Consider the following 16,849-nt stretch of genomic DNA (forward strand, 5'->3'; position numbering starts at 1 on the left):
AGGCCGTGAAAGCTACCCCACGGGGACGCGGTACGGGAGGGGGTGCGAAATCGAGCAATGTTCACGAATGGGCGGGCCGGCGTCTGGAAAATGCGCTCACATGGGGAAGGGTCGGACAGAATACTTACGCTTCAGTAAGTTTCGACACCGCAATCTCCACTGAATCTGTACGACCCGATTACGGCCCAGATCGGCTGTCGGATCAGCGTCCGCCGGGCCGACGCGGATGCAGCCGGTCGCCGCCCGTCAGGACGGCTGTCGCCAGTGCGTTCGCCGCGTCCTCCGCGGAGGGGCGGCGTCGGCCGTGCACCAGGACGAAGTCCACCTTGCCCAGCTCCGGCAGACCCGCTCGGTCGGGTACCCGGAACAGGCCGGGCGGCACCAGCCCCCGGGAGTGGGCCATCACGCCGAGGCCCGCGCGGGCCGCCGCGATCAGACCGTTGAGGCTGCCGCTGGTGCAGACGATGCGCCACGGGCGGCCCTGCCGCTCCAGTGCCTCCAGGGCCCGTGCCCGGGTGATGCCGGGCGGGGGATAGACGATCAGCGGGACCGGGCGCTCGGGGTCCAGGCGGAGCCGGTCCGCGCCGATCCACACCAGCTCGTCGTGCCACACCAGCTCGCCGCGCGGATCCTCCGGCCTCCGCTTGGCCAGCACCAGGTCGAGCTTCCCCGCGGTCAGCTGCTCGTGCAGCGTGCCGGACAGCTCCACCGTCAGCTCCAGGTCGACCTCGGGATGGTCGTACCGGAAGCCCTCCAGGATCTCCGGCAGCCGGGTCAGGACGAAGTCCTCCGACGCGCCGAAACGCAGCCGGCCGCGCACCCGCGTGCCCGTGAAGAACGCCGTCGCCTGCTCGTGCACCTCCAGGATCCGGCGGGCGAAACCGAGCATGGCCTCGCCGTCCTCGGTCAGCTCCACGGAGTGGGTGTCCCGGGCGAACAGCTGCCGCCCGGCGGCGTCCTCCAGGCGCCGCACATGCTGGCTCACCGTCGACTGGCGCAGCCCGAGCCGCTTGGCGGCCTGAGTGAAACTGAGCGTCTGGGCGACCGCCAGAAAGGTCCGCAGCTGGGAGGGGTCGTACACGCCCATAGGCTATCGCGGAACGTGATGACAGTCAGAGTGGTATGCCTGATTCCCGATCGACAGCCGGGGGAGGACGATGGAGAGGGGCCCTGCGGCCCCGATCCGGACCCTCACGAGACGTACAGCAAGTGGAGCACCGTGAAACGCCTGCGCCGGCCGAGTCGGATGCCGATCGACCCGTACATCCTGCTGCTGCTCGGGACAGTGGGCGTAGCGGCGCTCCTCCCGGCCCGGGGTACGGCCGCCGATGTCGCCTCCGGCGCGTCCACCGCCGCGATCGCCTTCCTGTTCTTCCTCTACGGCGCCCGGCTGTCCACCCGTGAGGCGCTGGACGGGCTGCGCCACTGGCGGCTCCACACCACCGTCCTGGCCTGCACCTTCGTGATCTTCCCGCTGCTCGGCCTGGCCGCCCGCGGACTCGTGCCGGTGCTGCTCACCCAACCGCTCTACCAGGGCCTGCTCTTCCTCACCCTCGTGCCGTCGACGATCCAGTCGTCGATCGCGTTCACCTCGATCGCCCGCGGCAATGTGCCCGCCGCCATCTGCGCCGGCTCCTTCTCCTCGCTCGTCGGCATCGTCCTCACCCCGCTGCTGGCGGCCGCGCTGCTCGGCAGCGGCGGCGGCGGATTCTCCGCCGACTCACTGATAAAGATCGTGCTGCAACTGCTGGTCCCGTTCCTCGCCGGCCAGGTGCTGCGCCCGTGGATCGGCACCTTCATCGCCCGCCACAGGAAGGTCCTCGGCCTGGTCGACCGCGGCTCGATCCTGCTCGTCGTCTACACCGCGTTCAGCGAGGGCATGGTCCAGGGGATCTGGCACCGGGTGAGCCCCGCACGGCTGGCCGGACTGCTCGTCGTCGAGGCGGCGCTGCTCGCTGTGATGCTCGCCCTGACCTGGTACGGCGCCAAGGCGCTGCGCTTCGGTCGCGGGGACCGGATCGCCATCCAGTTCGCGGGGTCGAAGAAGTCCCTGGCCTCGGGACTGCCGATGGCGAGCGTCCTGTTCGGGGCGCACGCCTCCCTGGCCGTGCTGCCGCTGATGCTCTTCCATCAGATGCAGCTGATGGTGTGCGCGGTCATCGCCAAGCGCCGGGCACACGACCCCGAGGTCACGAGCCCGTCCGCGTCAGCCGGAGGGTCACGAACCGCGGTCGGTACAGGTCCACGTTCCCGCTGATGCCGGCCGAGGCGGTGGTGGTCTCCAGCCAGTTGACGTCGTAGCTGAGCACCAGCCGCCCGCCCCCGGCGCCGAGCGCGGGTTGCGCCTGCGGGTTGTACGCGGCCACCTGCCCGCGCGGCAGCCGCGCGCCGAAGCCCCGGCCCGGTCCGTGCCACGGGCCGGTGGGGGAGCAGGCCCAGTACCAGGTGACCCTGGTCAGACCGGCCGTGCCCGCCGCCATGGTGAACAGGACGTACGTCCCCTCGTCCCGGACCACCGAGAACGCGCTGCCCACCCCGGTGCGCCGCCCGTCCCCGAGCACCGGGCGCGCGGCGGACGCGGACGTCCACGCGGAGCCGTCCCAGTACCGCCAGGCCCCCGGCTCGGCCAGTCTGCCCTCCGGCACCCGTGCCAGATAGGCGGACGAGGGGCGACGGTCGGCCGCCTGGCCGTCGTCACCGCCGAAGACGTACGTCCAGCCGCCCCGCGCGACGAGCGTGGTCCCGAACAGCACGCGCCGTGACGGATCCGGCACCTGCCGCTGGTCGAGGACCGGTACGACCGACTCCACCCGCAGGTCGGGCAGCGACAGCGTGGCGACCTCGGTGGCGCCGGGCACGCCGTAGATCCACGGGATCCGGCCGGCCGTCCGCACCCACAGCAGCACCCTGACGACGCTCTCGGCCGAGCCGGGGGAGCGGGGCTCGACCCGGGCCGCGACCGGCCAGCGCCACTGGTCCGGGGCGGGGTCCGGGAACAGCGGGGCGGGGAGGGTGGCGGTCAGGCGGCCCCGGTCCATCACGACGGCCGAGTTGCGCACCATCGGGGCCGAGGCGTCACGCCAGGCGTGGGGTTCGCCCGAGGGGTTGGGCGGCCCGTGCACCTGGCCGAGGTAGGTGTCGGAGAACAGCCACAGCACCCGCCCGTCCGGCAGCTGCACCGAGTGGGTGCCGTCGCCGCCGGTCCAGTCGTCGGTACGGGCCGGATCGTCGCCGTACCGGGCGAAGGCGCCGGTGAGCGCGCCGTCGTACGTCCAGGAGGCGACCGTACGGGCCCCGCACCCACCCCCGCCCTCCCCGTGCCGGTCCTCGGGGAGGGCGGTGAGCAGCACGGCGGCGAGGACCAGGGTCAGCAGCAGGCCGACCCCGGTTCCCGTCCGCCGTCGTGCTCGTGCGTCCTCGGGCACCGTCGGGACGTTAGTGGCCGCCGCTCACATGGTCCATGGGCAGCCACAGCACGGTGTCCTTCACCGACCGGAGCACCTGCGGGTCGGACAGCTCGTCGTCGCTCAGCGCGCGGTCCCAGACGCGGACGTCGTCGATGGCCCCGGTGAAGAAGGCCCGGCTGTCCATGCGCTGGCCGATGTGCACACCGAACGGCGAGTTGCGGCTCACCGAGCCCGCCACATCGGCGACGGACGACTGCACACCGTCGAGGAAAAGCGACAGCCGTCCTCCACCCCGGCGCAGTGCCAGATGGTGCCACTGGTCGTCGTTGTACGCCCCGGTGGTCCACAGCGACGCCGTGCGCACGGTCGACGCGCCCTCGCGTACGGTCATCAGGGCCCGCACCCGGTTGCTGTCCGGTTCGCCGCGCAACCACACCTGCGGCTGCGTGGAGCCGATGCCACCCATCCACAGCATCGGCTGCTCACCGGTGGCGGCCGAGTACCGGAACCACAGCGACGCGGTGAAGTCCTTGGTGCCGAGCGGGAGTTCGTCGTGGTACGGCAGACGTACGGCGTCGTCCACGCCGTCGAACTTCAGGGCACCGCCCGCCACTCCGTCGGTCTCCTCGGCGCCGCCGAGGACGGCCGCCCCCGGGGCGTGCCGGGCGCGGTCGGCGGTGGTCGGGTCGGGCCCACGACGCGGCTGGAGCCAGTCCTCGGTGAAGCGGGCGAAGCGGATCTCGTCGCGCGCGTCGACCGCCCCGCCCTCGTACATCAGCCCCACGGTGTCGTGGTCGATGCGCGCCATGTCGGAGTAGCCGGACTGGTCCGTGGTGACGACCGTGCCGCGGTCCACGCTGTCCCAGGTGCGGCCGCCGTCGTAGGAGGAGCGGATCATCATGGTCCGGCGGCGGTCGGGGTCGCCGGGGCAGGCCAGCAGGATGCGGTTGCCCAGACGCAGGGTCGAGCCCTGGACCTGCGGGGTGTAGAGGTCGGGGAGGTCGCGGAAGGGGGCGACGAAGCTGTCGCCGCCGTCGCGGCTCACGGTCTGGGTGCGATGGCCGAGGTCGGTGCCGTCCTGTTCGCGCCCGCTGACCAGGAGGGAGCCGTCGACGCGCTCGGTGAGGGTCAGTTCGGACGGCTTCTGCCGGAAGGTGCGGTCCTCGGCGATGGGCCAGGTGTCGGTGGCCCCGATCCGCCAGTGGTCGCCGCCGTCGTCGCTGACGATCAGCGCCCCGTGATTCGCGGTGACCCGGCTGCCGTCCCAGGTCTCGGTGTTGACGCCGAAGACCAGCCGGCCGACGTCCTTGCCACGGGTGAGCTGGAGGCCGTGCACCGGGCCGGTCGCATACCAGGAGTTCCAGTCCGCGGGCAGGATCTCGGGGCTCAGATCGCGCGGCTTCGACCAGGTCAGTCCGTCGTCGTCGCTGTACTGCAGATGCGGGGTGCGATCACAGGGGACGGAGCAGCTGGCGGCGTCCGTACGGCCCGTGTTGTACGTCTCGGCCAGCAGGATGCGGCCGGTCTCGCGGTCCACGATCGGCGCCGGGTTGCCATGGGTGTCGCCGGCGCCCTCGTTGACCACCCGCAGCGGGCCCCAGGTGCGCCCGCCGTCGGTGGAGCGCTTCACCACGATGTCGATGTCGGCCGCGTCACCGCAGTTGAGGACGCGGCCCTCGGCGAACGCGAGGAGCGTGCCGTCGGTGGTCCGCACGACGGCCGGGATGCGGAAGCAGGCGTAGCCGGGGTCCTGCGACGCCTTGAAGAGGATCTGCTGCTCGAAGTCGGGGGTGTCGGCGGCCGGTTGGGCGGCGTGCGCCGGATTCGCCAGCACCGACAGCGCGGCCGCCGCGAAGGCGGCGGCCAGGGTGGCTCTCAGTCGTGCGCGGACTCTTGACGGCATGGTGCGACCTGCCCTTCATGCGTCGGAGGCATAGGGACATGAGTCATCCGGTCATCGGGACATTCGGACATCCGACGTCCGATGTGCACTTCATCGACGGTAGTTGGGGCCTCGGGCGCCTCACAAGGAGCGTGCAGCCACTTCGCGGTGCGGGGGCGCCGTTCGCCCCGCTGTCTTCCGCCGAACGTGACCAGTTCATGGGACTGTTGATCCGGATTTCCGGTACGGACGGCTGATGGCGGCTAACGTTCCGTCATGACCGCACCCCTGGCGCTCGATCCGGCGCGCACCGCACTCGTCCTCGTCGATCTGATGGACCGCATCGTCGCGCTGCCCTTGGAGCCTCGTAAAGGCACCGAAGTCCTCAGCGTTGCCGAGGAGTTGGCGGACGCCTTCCGTTCGGCCGGGGCACTCGTCGTGCTCATTCGTGTCGAACGGCCTGCGGTCGCCGAGCAGCCGCCCGGCAGCGGACTGGTCGCCGGACTGCTGCGGGACGGCGACCTGGAGATCGTGAAGCGGACGATCGGCGCCTTCCAGGGCACGGACCTCGACGCGGGTCTGCGGCAACGTGGCATCACCACACTGGTGTTCGGCGGCATCGCCACCAACCTGGGCGTCGAGTCCACCGCCCGGGCAGCGCACGACCTTGGCTACGACTTGGTCTTCGTGGAGAAGGCCATGGCAGCGTTCACCACACCGGAACACGAGGCATCGGTGCGCCTGGACTTCCCACGCCTGGGTTCGGTGGTGTCTTCGCCGGGAGCGATGCGCTTTAACACCCCCTGACCAGCCAACGAGCCCACACAAACAAACGGTGAGGGCCCACCAACGCCACGCTTCCCAACGCGCCGGCCCGAGGGAGCCGAAGGGGCGCGCCGGTGTTGAGCGGTCGAACGCGCGGAGGCCCGAAGGGCTGAGCACGATCGGCCGCTCAACACCGGCTTGGGCGCCCCGCAGGCGACCGAGCAAAAAATGCAGCAGCCCCGCCGGCGCAGGGGGCGCTCCCCGCCGGCGGGGGCCCGCCGCCGTGTCGCGGGGGGCCGGTCAGGCCTGGGCGGCCGCGGCCTTCAGGGCAAGCCGGTGTTCACCCGCGTACACGTTCATGGAGCTGCCCCGCAGGAAGCCCACCAGGGTCAGGCCGGTCTCGGCGGCCAGGTCCACCGCCAGGGAGGACGGGGCCGAGACCGCGGCCAGCACCGGGATGCCCGCCATCACGGCCTTCTGCGCCAGCTCGAAGGAGGCCCGGCCCGACACCAACAGGATGGTGCGGGACAGGGGCAGGTCGCCGTTCTGCAGGGCGCGGCCGACCAGCTTGTCGACCGCGTTGTGCCGGCCCACGTCCTCCCGTATGTCGAGCAGCTCCCCGTCCTCGGTGAACAGGGCCGCCGCATGCAGTCCACCGGTCCGGTCGAACACCCGCTGGGACTCCCGCAGCCGGTCGGGAAGGCTTGCGAGCAGGGTGGGCTCGATGCGGACGGGGGGCGTGTCGGAGATGGGCCAGCGCGCCGTCGTACGGACCGCGTCGAGGCTCGCCTTGCCGCACAGGCCGCACGACGAGGTGGTGTAGACGTTCCGCTCCAGCGTGATGTCGGGAATGACGACGTCCGGCGCGGTCCGTACGTCCACCACGTTGTAGGTGTTGGAGCCGTCGACCGTCGCGCCCGCGCAGTACACGATGTTCTGCAGATCGGACGCGGCCGCCAGTACGCCCTCGCTCACCAGGAAGCCGGCGGCCAGCGCGAAGTCGTCGCCCGGTGTGCGCATGGTGATCGCGAGGGGCTTGCCGTTGAGGCGGATCTCCAGCGGCTCCTCGGCGACGAGCGTGTCCGGGCGGGTGGAGACGGCGCCGTCCCTGATGCGGATCACCTTGCGTCGTTCCGTGACTCGTCCCATGTCCTGATCAGCCCCGGTTCTGTACGTGCTGGTAGCCGAATCGGCCCTTGATGCAGAGATTGCCGTGGGTCACCGGGTTGTCGTGCGGCGAGGTGACCTTCACGATCTCATTCTCCTGCACATGGAGGGTGAGGTTGCAGCCCACCCCGCAGTACGCGCACACCGTGGTCGTCGCGGACTGCTTCGACTCGTCCCAGGTACCCGCCGCGCGCATGTCGAACTCCGATTTGAACGACAGCGCCCCCGTCGGGCACACCTCGATGCAGTTGCCGCAGTACACACAGGCCGAGTCGGTCAGTGGCGCGTCGTGCTCGACGGCGATACGGGCGTCGAAGCCACGGCCGGCGACGGAGATCGCGAAGGTGTTCTGCCACTGGTCGCCGCAGGCGTCCACGCACTTGTAGCAGAGGATGCACTTGTCGTAGTCGCGCACATACAGATCGTTGTCGATCCTGGGTTCCTCGTCGAGACGGGCCGAGTCCGGGCCGAAGCGGTCCGGCTTCGCCGCGTACTCCTTGATCCACTCGGCGGCCCGGGGCGTCGTCGACAGGTCCACCGAGGAGGCGAGGAGCTCCAGCACGATCCTGCGGCTGTGCCGGACCCGCTCGGTGCCGGTGCGGACCTCCATGCCGGGCTCGGCCCCGCGGGAGCAGGCCGGGACCAGGGTCCTGGACCCCTCCACCTCGACGACACAGACACGGCAGGCGTTCCTGGGCCTGAGGGTGTCCCCCTGGCACAGCGTCGGGACGTCCTTCCCGGCGGCCCGGCAGGCGTCGAGGATCGTCGAGCCCTCCGGCACCCTCGCCTCCTGCCCGTCGAGGGTGAACTCGACCAGCCGGCGCGGCGCACCCAGCGGTATCGCGGTCATTCGTATGCCCCCAGACGGTCGACGGCGGATTCCACGGCATTCCAGGCGGTCTGTCCCAGACCGCAGATGGAGGCGTCCCGCATGGCGCGGCCGACCTCTCTGAGCACGGTGAGGTCATCGGCCGCGGCGGCTCCCGAGCGTTGCGCGAGCCGGTGCAGCGCCTCCTCCTGGCGGACCGTGCCGACCCGGCAGGGCACGCACTGGCCGCAGGACTCGTCGCGGAAGAACTCGGCGATGCGCACCAGGAGCCGGGGCAGCGGAACCGTGTCGTCGAAGGCCATCACGACCCCCGAGCCGAGCGTGGTGCCCGCCTCCCGCGTGCCCTCGAAGGTGAGCGGGACGTCCATTTCGTCGGGACGTACGAAGCCACCGGCCGCGCCGCCCAGCAGCACCGCCCGCAGCCCCGGACGCACCCCCGCCAGGGCGAGCAGCTCGCCGAGCGTGGCACCGAACGGCAGCTCGTAGACACCGGGCCGCTCGACGCTGCCCGACACGCAGTACAGCTTGGGGCCGGTGGACGTCCTCGTGCCGATCGCCGCGTACGCCTGTGCGCCCATGGTCAGGATCGGCAGGACGTTGACCAGCGTCTCGACGTTGTTCTCGACCGTCGGCCTGCCGAACAGGCCCTTCTCCACCGGGAACGGAGGCTTGGCCCGCGGCTCGCCGCGATACCCCTCGATCGAGTTGAACAGGGCCGTCTCCTCGCCGCAGATGTACGCCCCCGCTCCCCGCCGGATCTCGATGTCGAAGGCATAGCCCTGGCCGAGGACGTCGTCGCCCAGCAGACCGCGGGCCCGTGCCTGTTCGACGGCGTGCCGCACCCGGCGCATCGCCCGCGGGTATTCGCCGCGCAGATAGAGGTATCCGGTGTGCGCGCCGGTCGCGTACGCCGCGATCGTCATCGCCTCCACGAGCGCGTACGGGTCGCCCTCCATGAGCACGCGGTCCTTGAAGGTGCCCGGCTCGGACTCGTCGGCGTTGCACACCAGATAGTGGGGGTGATCGGGCTGTGACGCCGTGGCCTGCCACTTGCGGCCGGTGGGGAAGGCGGCGCCGCCACGCCCGGCCAGGCCGGAGTCGGTGATCTCCCGGATGACTCCGGCCGGGCCGAGTTCGAAGGCGCGGCGCAGGGCGCTGTAGCCGCCGTGGGCGCGGTAGTCGTCCAGCGAGGACGGGTCGACGACACCCACGCGGCGCAGCAGGACCAGCGACGGGTCGCCCGCCTGCGGGACCGCCCGTGCGGCGGGCGGTTCCCCGGGCGCCGAGTCGGGCGCGCTCGCCGCGTGTACGGCCGCCTCGACGGTGGCCGGTGCCGAGACGGCCGTACGCACCGGGTCCCCGGCCCTGATCACGAGCGCGGCCGGAGCCCGCTCGCACAGGCCGAGACAGGGGCTGCGCTCGACGCTCACCCCGCTGCCGGGACCCAGCCGGGACTCGACGCCGGAGCACAGCCCGTCCGCCCCCGCGACCGTGCAGGCCAGGTCCGTGCAGACGTGGAGCACGGTCGCCGGCCGGGGCCGCAGCGAGAACATCGCGTAGAAGGTGGCGACCCCGTACGCCTCCGCCGGCGCCACCGTCAGCCTCCGGCACAGATGGCCGAGGGCGCCCTCGCTGATCCAGCCGATCCGGTCGTTGAGCGCGTGCAGCCCCGGCAGCAGCAGGTCGCGCCGGTCCCGGGCGGAGCGCCCGCCGCGTGCCCACCTCAGGTCGGCGTCGCTGCGGTCGGCGCCCTCCCAGGAGGACTCCGGTGGCCCCAACAGGGCGTCGACGGCGGCGCGTTCCTCGTCCGTCGGTTTGCTGTCGCCGAAGTGCAGGTCCACGCCGTCACCTCACGTAGGTCGCAACCGGGAGCTTCTCGATCCGGATCGCCGAGGCCTTGAACTCCGCCGTGCCCGCGATCGGGCAATTGGCCTCGATCGTCAGCCGGTTGGTGTCCACCTCGTCGGGAAAGTGCATGGTCATGAAGGCGAGCCCGGGCCTGAGCGCCGTGTCGATCCACACCGGTGCCACCACCGATCCGCGCCGCGAGGTCACCGCGACCTCCTCGCCGACGACGACCCCGTACCGCTCGGCGTCCTCGGGGCTCAGCTCGACGTACTCGCCGCGCCGCAGCGGGGAGGCGAAACCGCCGCTCTGCACCCCGGTGTTGTACGAGTCGAGCCGCCGCCCGGTCGTCAGCCGGATGGGGTACTCCTCGTCGGTGAGGTCGACGGGCGGGTCGTGCCGGACGATCCCGAAGGGTGCCCGCCTGCCGCGTCGCGCCGGTTCCTTCTCCCACAACCGGCCGTGCAGATAGGTCGGTTCGAGCCCTTCGGTGCTCGGGCAGGGCCACTGGATGCCCTGGTGTTCCGCCAGGCGTGCGTACGTCATCCCGTAGTGGTCCGGCGACAGGGACCTCAGCTCGTTCCAGACGGCCTCGGCATCCGCGTACTTCCACTCGTGTCCGAGCCGGGCCGCCAGCTCACAGATGATGTCGATGTCCTCGCGCGCCTCGCCGGGCGGGGTCACGGCCCGCCGTACGCGCTGCACCCGGCGCTCGCTGTTGGTGGTCGTGCCCTCCGTCTCCGCCCAGCCGGCGGTCGCGGGCAGCACCACGTCCGCGAGTTCGGCCGTCTTCGTCAGGAAGATGTCCTGCACGACCAGGAAGTCGAGGGCCCGCAGCCGGCGTACCGCCCGATCGCTGTCCGCCTCCGACTGCGCCGGGTTCTCGCCGATGCAGTAGACGGCCTTGAGCGAGCCCTCCTCCATCGCCTCGAACATCTCCGTGAGGTTCAGCCCGTAGTGCGGCTGGATCACGGTGTCCCAGGCGGTCTCGAATTTCAGGCGGGTGCCGGGGTCGAGGATGTCCTGGAAGCCGGGCAGGCGGTTGGGGATCGCGCCCATGTCGCCGCCGCCCTGCACGTTGTTCTGGCCGCGCAGGGGCTGCAGTCCGGAGCCGTACCGGCCGACGTGGCCGGTCAGCAGGCACAGGTTGATCAGCGCGCGGACGTTGTCGGTGCCGTTGTGGTGCTCGGTGATGCCGAGGGTCCAGCACAGCTGGGCGCGTTCGGCACGGGCGTAGGCGTGCGCCAACTCCCTTATGGCGGCGGCCGGTACGCCCGTCACCTTCTCGGCGAGCGACGGCGTCCACGGTTCGACGAGTGCCTTGTACTCCTCGAATCCGGTGGTGGCGCGCTCGATGAACGCCTCGTTGGCGAGCCCCGCGTGGATGATCTCGCGGCCGATCGCGTGGGCCATCGGGATGTCCGTGCCGACGTTCAGGCCGAGCCAGCTCTCCGCCCACTCGGCGGTGGAGGTCCGTCGTGGGTCGACCGCGTACATCCGGGCGCCGTTGCGGATGCCCTTCAGCACGTGCTGGAAGAAGATCGGGTGCGCGAAGCGGGCGTTGGAGCCCCACATCACGATGACGTCGGTGTGCTCGATCTCCTCGTACGACGACGTCCCGCCGCCCGAGCCGAACGCGGCCGACAGACCGGCGACGCTGGGCGCGTGGCAGGTGCGGTTGCAGGAGTCGACGTTGTTGGTGCCCATCACTACCCGGGCGAACTTCTGTGCCACGTAGTTCATCTCGTTGGTGGCGCGGGCGCAGGAGAACATCCCGAACGAGCCGCGCGCGCGTTCCAGTCCGCGGGCGGCCCGGTCCAGGGCCTCGTCCCAGTCCGCCCGCCGGAAGGGCTCGTCGCGAGAGTCCCGCACCAGCGGGTGGGTGAGCCGGGTGTAGGTCTTCGGTGCACGCTTGCTCATGCGGCGCTCCTCAGCGCGAGCAGGTCCGAGATGGCGTGGACGGTGCGCAGGGTGGGCACCTCCACGCCGGTGATCTCCGCCAGTTCGACGACGGCCGCGAGCAGCACGTCGAGTTCCAGCGGCTTGCCGCGCTCCAGGTCCTGGAGCGTGGAGGTGCGGTGGTCGCCGACGCGTTCCGCGCCCGCCAGCCGCCGCTCGATGGACACGCCGATCTCGCAGCCGAGGGCCTCGGCGACGGCGAGCGTCTCGCGCATCATGGTCTCGATGACCCGGCGGGTGCCGCCGTGCAGACACATCTGCCGCATGGTCGCGCGGGCCAGCGCGCTGATCGGGTTGAAGGAGATGTTGCCGAGCAGCTTGAGCCAGATGTCGTTGCGCAGATCCGGCTCGACCGGGCACTTCAGGCCGCCCGAACGCATGGCCTCGCCGAAGGCCAGACAGCGGGGCGAGATGTCGCGGCCGGGCTCGCCGATCGAGAACCGGGTGCCTTCCAAGTGCCGTACGACGCCCGGTCCTTCGAGCTCCGTCGCCGCGTAGACGACACAGCCGACGGCCCGTTCGGGCGCCAGCACCGCGCTGACCGCGCCGCCCGGGTCCACGCTCTCGACCCGGTGGCCGTCGTAGGGGCCGCCGTGCCGGTGGAAGTACCACCAGGGGATGCCGTTCTGGGCCGCGACCACCGACGTGGTGTCGTGCAGCAGCGGCTCGATCAGCGGCCCGCACGCCGCGTACGAGTTGGCCTTCAGGCCCAGGAAGACATAGTCGACCGGGCCGATCTCGGCCGGGTCGTCGGTGGCGTGGGCGCGCGCGGTGAAGTCGCCGCGCGGGCTGAGCACCCGCACTCCGTGCCGCCTCATGGCCGCGAGGTGCGGTCCACGGGCGATGAGATGCACATCGGCGCCCGCGCGGTGGAGCGCGGCACCGACGTAGGCGCCGATCGCACCGGCGCCGAGGACTGCGACTTTCACGGAAACGCTCCGTTCGGCTCGAATCCTGTCGACGAAATATTGTCTACAGTATGGAAGGTGGCGCGACAAGGGTCCGCGCATTCGCGCTTCCGGTGCCTGGTTCCGGCGCCTGCGCAGGGATCCGGCACCTGCCGAGGGGGATGGTCGGACGTCCGAAGGTCTGATGGAAGCCGACAACGAGGGCGCCCGAATCCTGTGGCTTCGCCTGCCGTCGTACCCGTGAGTCACTGACAAGACTGGTGCGTCCCGCAACCAACGGCAACGAGGGGGAGCCCCAGATGAACGGCTCGCGCATCACCGCAGTCGGCCATTATCAGCCCGCCAAGGTACTCACCAACGAGGACCTGGCGGGCATGGTCGACACGAGTGACGCATGGATCCGCAGCCGGGTGGGCATCCGGACCCGGCACATCGCGGGGCCCGCCGAGCCCGTGGACGAGCTCGCCGCGTACGCCGCCGCCAAGGCGCTCGCGGCGGCGGGGCTGACGCCGGGCGACATCGACCTGGTGCTCGTCGCCACCTCCACCGCGATCGACCGTTCGCCGAACACCGCGGCCCGCGTCGCGGCCCGGCTCGGCATTCCGCAGCCCGCCGCGATGGACGTGAACGTCGTCTGTGCCGGGTTCACGCACGCGCTGGCCACCGCCGACCACACCCTCCGCGCGGGTGCCGCTACCCGCGCGCTCGTGATCGGCGCCGACAAGATGTCCGAGGTGACCGACTGGAGCGACCGCACCACCTGCGTCCTCGTCGGCGACGGGGCGGGGGCCGCCGTAGTGGAGGCGTGCGGGCCGGGGGAGGAGCCCGGGATCGGGCCCGTGCTGTGGGGGTCGGTGCCGGAGATGGGGCACGCCGTGCGGATCGAGGGCACCCCGCCGCGGTTCGCGCAGGAGGGGCAGAGCGTCTACCGCTGGGCCACCACCCAGCTGCCGCCCATCGCGCGCCGCGCCTGCGAGAAGGCCGGCATCGCACCGGAGGATCTCGCCGCGGTCGTGCTGCACCAGGCCAACCTGCGCATCATCGAGCCCCTCGCCGAGAAGATCGGCGCCGTCAACGCCGTCGTCGCGCGTGATGTCGCCGATTCGGGCAACACCTCCGCCGCCAGCATCCCGCTCGCGCTGTCCAAGCTCGTCGAGCAGGGCGCGATCCGTGCCGGCGACCCAGTGCTGCTGTTCGGCTTCGGCGGCAACCTGTCGTACGCCGGTCAGGTCGTACGGTGCCCGTGAGGGGCCGCGCGGGCGGGTGGGCGCCGCCGCGCGCCCCGTCCGCGGTGTGATGCGCCCAACTCCCCCTCTTCGTGGCGTTTGTGCGCCGTAGACTGTAGACGAAAGACAATCGATACTGGGCTTCCGGCCCTGTCGAGGAGGGGGAGCGCGAATGTTGTCGCCCGGACTGCCGCAGGGTGCGGTGCCCAAGCTCGAACGGCCCGGCCCGCTGCGCGACCGTGTCTACGAGGCCTTGCTCGAACTCATCACCACCCGCGCGCTGCAGCCCGGCCAGCACCTGGTGGAGAGCGAGCTCGCCGGGCACCTGGGCGTCTCCCGGCAACCCGTGCGGGAGGCGCTGCAGCGGCTCAACACGGAGGGCTGGGTCGATCTGCGGCCCGCCCAGGGAGCGTTCGTGCACGAGCCGACCGAGGAGGAGGCCGACCAGCTCCTCACGGTCCGTACGCTCCTGGAGGCCGAGGCGGCCCGGCTGGCCGCCGCGAACGCGGGCAGCGCCGGAATCGGGGCGCTGGAGGAGCTGTGCGCCGAGGGCGAGAAGGCCGTGGCCGCCGACGACGTGGACGCCGCCGTCGCCCTGAACGCCCGCTTCCACGCCAAGATCATGGACCTGGCGGGCAACGCGGTCCTCGCCGAACTCGCCGGCCAGGTGGACCGCCGCGTCCGCTGGTACTACACACCGGTGGCCCGCCAGCGCGGCCACCAGTCCTGGATCGAGCACCGCGCCCTCATCGCCGCGATCGCCGCGCGCAACGAACAGCAAGCCACGGACCTCATGCGCGAACACACGGAACACACCCGACGCTCATATCACGACCGCGCCGAGCCCTGAGCACCGACGGAGGAGAAACGGCGCGGCACCTCCCGCCAGCGCCGCCGGCGCCGCTGATCCGCCCCCAGCCAACCTGGGGCGGACCAGCGGGAGTTGGCGTGGGTTGCGGTCAGGTCGACGTTGGCGTTGCCTCGGGGGCTCGGCCCGGTTGCCACGGCGCAGGACCATCTGCCGCCGCGAGAAGGGAGACGCAGCCGGCCGGCGCGTACGTGCTCCGCCCTGCGCATCCTCGCGCAGCCGGCACCTCGCCCCGACGAGGTGCCGGCCCGGCCCGACGGCAGGGTCTAAGGGCTTCTGCACCTCCAGTACGGCACCGCTGGTCTGCCCCCAACAAGCAGCAGACCAGCGAGAGTTGGCGTGCGTTGCGGTCAGGTCGCCGTTGGCGTTGCCTCGGGGGCTCGGCCCGGTTGCCGCGGCGCAGGACTATCCGCCGCCGCGAGCAGCGAGACGCAGCCGGCCGGCGCGTACGTGCTTCGTCCTGCGCATCCTCGCGCAGCCGGGACCTCGCCCCGACGAGGTGCCGGCCCGGCCCTACGGCAGGGTCTAAGGGCTTCTGCACCTCCAGTACGGCACCGCTGGTCTGCCCCCAACAAGCAGCAGACCAGCGAGAGTTGGCGTGCGTTGCGGTCAGGTTGCCGTTGGCATTGCCTCGGGGCTTCTGCCCGGTTGGCGTAGGAGCAGGGCTATTGCCGCCGCGAGCATCGAGACGCAGCCGGCCAGGGCGTATGCGCCGTCGTAGCCCCATGCGCCGACCACCATCGAGCCCAGGCCGCCGCCGAACAGGCCGCTGACCAGTTTGCCGCTGTACACCAGGCCGTAGTTGGTGGCGTTGAAGTTCTCGCCGAAGTAGTCCGGGGTCAGTGCCGCGAACAGCGGGTAGAACGCGCCGCCGCCGAAGCCGGAGAGGAACGCGAAGAACAGGAACAGCCACTCGCTCCTCACGTCGCCCGCCCAGATCACCCCGAACTGGGCAAGACCCAGCACCACGATGACGAACACCAGCGTCGACTTGCGTCCGAACCGGTCGGACAGCCAGCCCACGAACCCGCGGCCGACGCCGTTGATGACCGCCATGACGCCCATCGACGAGGCCGCCACCAATGGGCCGAAGCCCACGTCCTTGGCGAAGTCGACCTGGAAGGAGATCCCGAAGATCGACACACCCGCGGTCATCACGATGGAGATCCACATCAGCGGGAGCATGCCGGTGCGGATCGCCTCGCGGGGCGTGAACTGCCGTACCGCGGGAGGATTCTTGGCGAGGCTGCGCGCCTTCCCGGCGTCGCCGGAGAACGTCAGCGGGTCGATGTCCGCGGGCCACCAGTTCTTCGGCGGGTCCTTGAAGAAGACCGCGGAGACGAACACCACGATCATGACGTAGCAGCCGATGAGGTCCAGGACCCGGTGGTAGTTCGTCGTGTCGAAGGCATAGTTGAAGATGAAGATGAAGGGCAGCGAACCGTAGGCGAAGCCGCCGTTGACGAAACCGGTGCGCGCGCCCCGCCGTTCGGGGAACCACTTGCCGACCATGTTGATGCAGGTCGCGTAGACCAGACCCGATCCGAGCCCGCCGACCACGCCGAAGCCGAGGATGGCGAGCCACACATTGCTCAGATGCGACAGGGCGAGGAAGCCGACCAGACACATCGCGGAACCGGCGTACATCGCCCCCCGCGCGCTCAGGATCCCCCGCTCCCGCAGCCAGCCCGCCGGGAAGGCCACGCCTGCCTGGAAGAACACCCAGACGCTGAGGATCCAGAAGGTGTTGCTCTGCGTCCAGCCGTGCGCATGGGACAGGGTGTCCTCCGCGGAGCCGTACGCGTACTCGAAGACGCTGATGCCCATCATCGCGATCCACGGCAGGTAGACCATGAACTTGCGTGAGTGGCCGAGGATGTCCCGGTCGGTCTCGCCGACGCGGTACACGCGACCGTGCGCGTCCGTCACTTCGCGATAAGGACGATGCTCCGCGCCGGTGGTGCTGCCGGTGGCCATGGGGTCTGCCGTCATG

Annotated in this window: 13 protein-coding genes; 4 read left to right on the top strand and 9 right to left on the bottom strand. The window is 71.1% G+C overall.

All coding sequences use genetic code 11. The features are described 5' to 3' along the window. Positions 1–202 precede the first annotated feature (202 nt). On the bottom strand, positions 203–1,081 hold the full coding sequence (locus tag AB0I54_RS06410; protein ID WP_363294752.1) for a LysR substrate-binding domain-containing protein: 879 nt from the start codon (positions 1,079–1,081) through the stop codon (positions 203–205). Between the two features lie 165 nt (positions 1,082–1,246). Here AB0I54_RS06410 and AB0I54_RS06415 point away from each other — a divergent pair, with 165 nt between their 5' ends. Then, the gene (locus AB0I54_RS06415; protein WP_363294986.1) at positions 1,247–2,257 is read left to right on the top strand and encodes a bile acid:sodium symporter family protein; all 1,011 of its coding nucleotides are present in this window, start codon (positions 1,247–1,249) and stop codon (positions 2,255–2,257) included. Here AB0I54_RS06415 and AB0I54_RS06420 read toward each other — a convergent pair. Then, entirely contained in the window at positions 2,190–3,425 is a 1,236-nt protein-coding gene (locus tag AB0I54_RS06420) for a DUF4185 domain-containing protein (RefSeq protein WP_363294753.1), read from the bottom strand. The genes AB0I54_RS06415 and AB0I54_RS06420 overlap by 68 nt on opposite strands. A gap of 10 nt (positions 3,426–3,435) precedes the next feature. After that, the gene (locus tag AB0I54_RS06425) at positions 3,436–5,310 is read right to left on the bottom strand and encodes a sialidase family protein (protein ID WP_363294754.1); all 1,875 of its coding nucleotides are present in this window, start codon (positions 5,308–5,310) and stop codon (positions 3,436–3,438) included. A 255-nt stretch (positions 5,311–5,565) separates the two neighbouring features. Here AB0I54_RS06425 and AB0I54_RS06430 point away from each other — a divergent pair, with 255 nt between their 5' ends. Continuing rightward, positions 5,566–6,096 (top strand): isochorismatase family protein, encoded by a 531-nt coding sequence (locus AB0I54_RS06430; RefSeq protein ID WP_363294755.1) that lies wholly within the window; start codon positions 5,566–5,568, stop codon positions 6,094–6,096. Positions 6,097–6,354: 258 nt separating this feature from the next. Here the strand turns inward: AB0I54_RS06430 and fdhD are convergent, their stop codons facing one another. The 5 genes from fdhD to AB0I54_RS06455 are packed head-to-tail and all read right to left on the bottom strand — an operon-like array spanning position 6,355 to position 12,783. Further along, on the bottom strand, positions 6,355–7,203 hold the full coding sequence (fdhD, locus tag AB0I54_RS06435) for a formate dehydrogenase accessory sulfurtransferase FdhD (protein ID WP_363294756.1): 849 nt from the start codon (positions 7,201–7,203) through the stop codon (positions 6,355–6,357). A 7-nt stretch (positions 7,204–7,210) separates the two neighbouring features. Beyond that, on the bottom strand, positions 7,211–8,071 hold the full coding sequence (locus AB0I54_RS06440; protein WP_363294757.1) for a 2Fe-2S iron-sulfur cluster-binding protein: 861 nt from the start codon (positions 8,069–8,071) through the stop codon (positions 7,211–7,213). Next, positions 8,068–9,891 carry an NAD(P)H-dependent oxidoreductase subunit E gene (locus AB0I54_RS06445; protein WP_363294758.1) on the bottom strand — a complete coding sequence of 608 codons (1,824 nt, stop codon included), beginning with the start codon at positions 9,889–9,891 and terminating at the stop codon, positions 8,068–8,070. The genes AB0I54_RS06440 and AB0I54_RS06445 overlap by 4 nt, the downstream gene beginning before the upstream one ends. Positions 9,892–9,895: 4 nt before the next feature. Then, the gene (locus AB0I54_RS06450) at positions 9,896–11,815 is read right to left on the bottom strand and encodes a molybdopterin-dependent oxidoreductase (RefSeq protein ID WP_363294759.1); all 1,920 of its coding nucleotides are present in this window, start codon (positions 11,813–11,815) and stop codon (positions 9,896–9,898) included. Next, positions 11,812–12,783: a 2-dehydropantoate 2-reductase gene (locus AB0I54_RS06455; protein ID WP_363294760.1), complete on the bottom strand. Its 972-nt coding sequence runs from the start codon at positions 12,781–12,783 to the stop codon at positions 11,812–11,814. The genes AB0I54_RS06450 and AB0I54_RS06455 overlap by 4 nt, the downstream gene beginning before the upstream one ends. A gap of 278 nt (positions 12,784–13,061) precedes the next feature. Between AB0I54_RS06455 and AB0I54_RS06460 the strand changes: the two genes are divergently transcribed. Together AB0I54_RS06460 and AB0I54_RS06465 are read left to right on the top strand one after the other, a co-directional pair. Next, on the top strand, positions 13,062–14,009 hold the full coding sequence (locus AB0I54_RS06460; RefSeq protein ID WP_363294761.1) for a beta-ketoacyl-ACP synthase III: 948 nt from the start codon (positions 13,062–13,064) through the stop codon (positions 14,007–14,009). Between the two features lie 151 nt (positions 14,010–14,160). Continuing rightward, positions 14,161–14,838 carry a GntR family transcriptional regulator gene (locus AB0I54_RS06465; RefSeq protein ID WP_363294762.1) on the top strand — a complete coding sequence of 226 codons (678 nt, stop codon included), beginning with the start codon at positions 14,161–14,163 and terminating at the stop codon, positions 14,836–14,838. Between the two features lie 627 nt (positions 14,839–15,465). On the opposite strand, the gene AB0I54_RS06470 is transcribed toward AB0I54_RS06465, so the two are convergent. Next, entirely contained in the window at positions 15,466–16,848 is a 1,383-nt protein-coding gene (locus AB0I54_RS06470) for an OFA family MFS transporter (protein WP_363294763.1), read from the bottom strand. Position 16,849: the final 1 nt, after the last annotated feature.

This window comes from Streptomyces sp. NPDC050625 (assembly GCF_040654755.1).
In the GTDB taxonomy this organism is placed as follows: Bacteria; Actinomycetota; Actinomycetes; order Streptomycetales; family Streptomycetaceae; genus Streptomyces.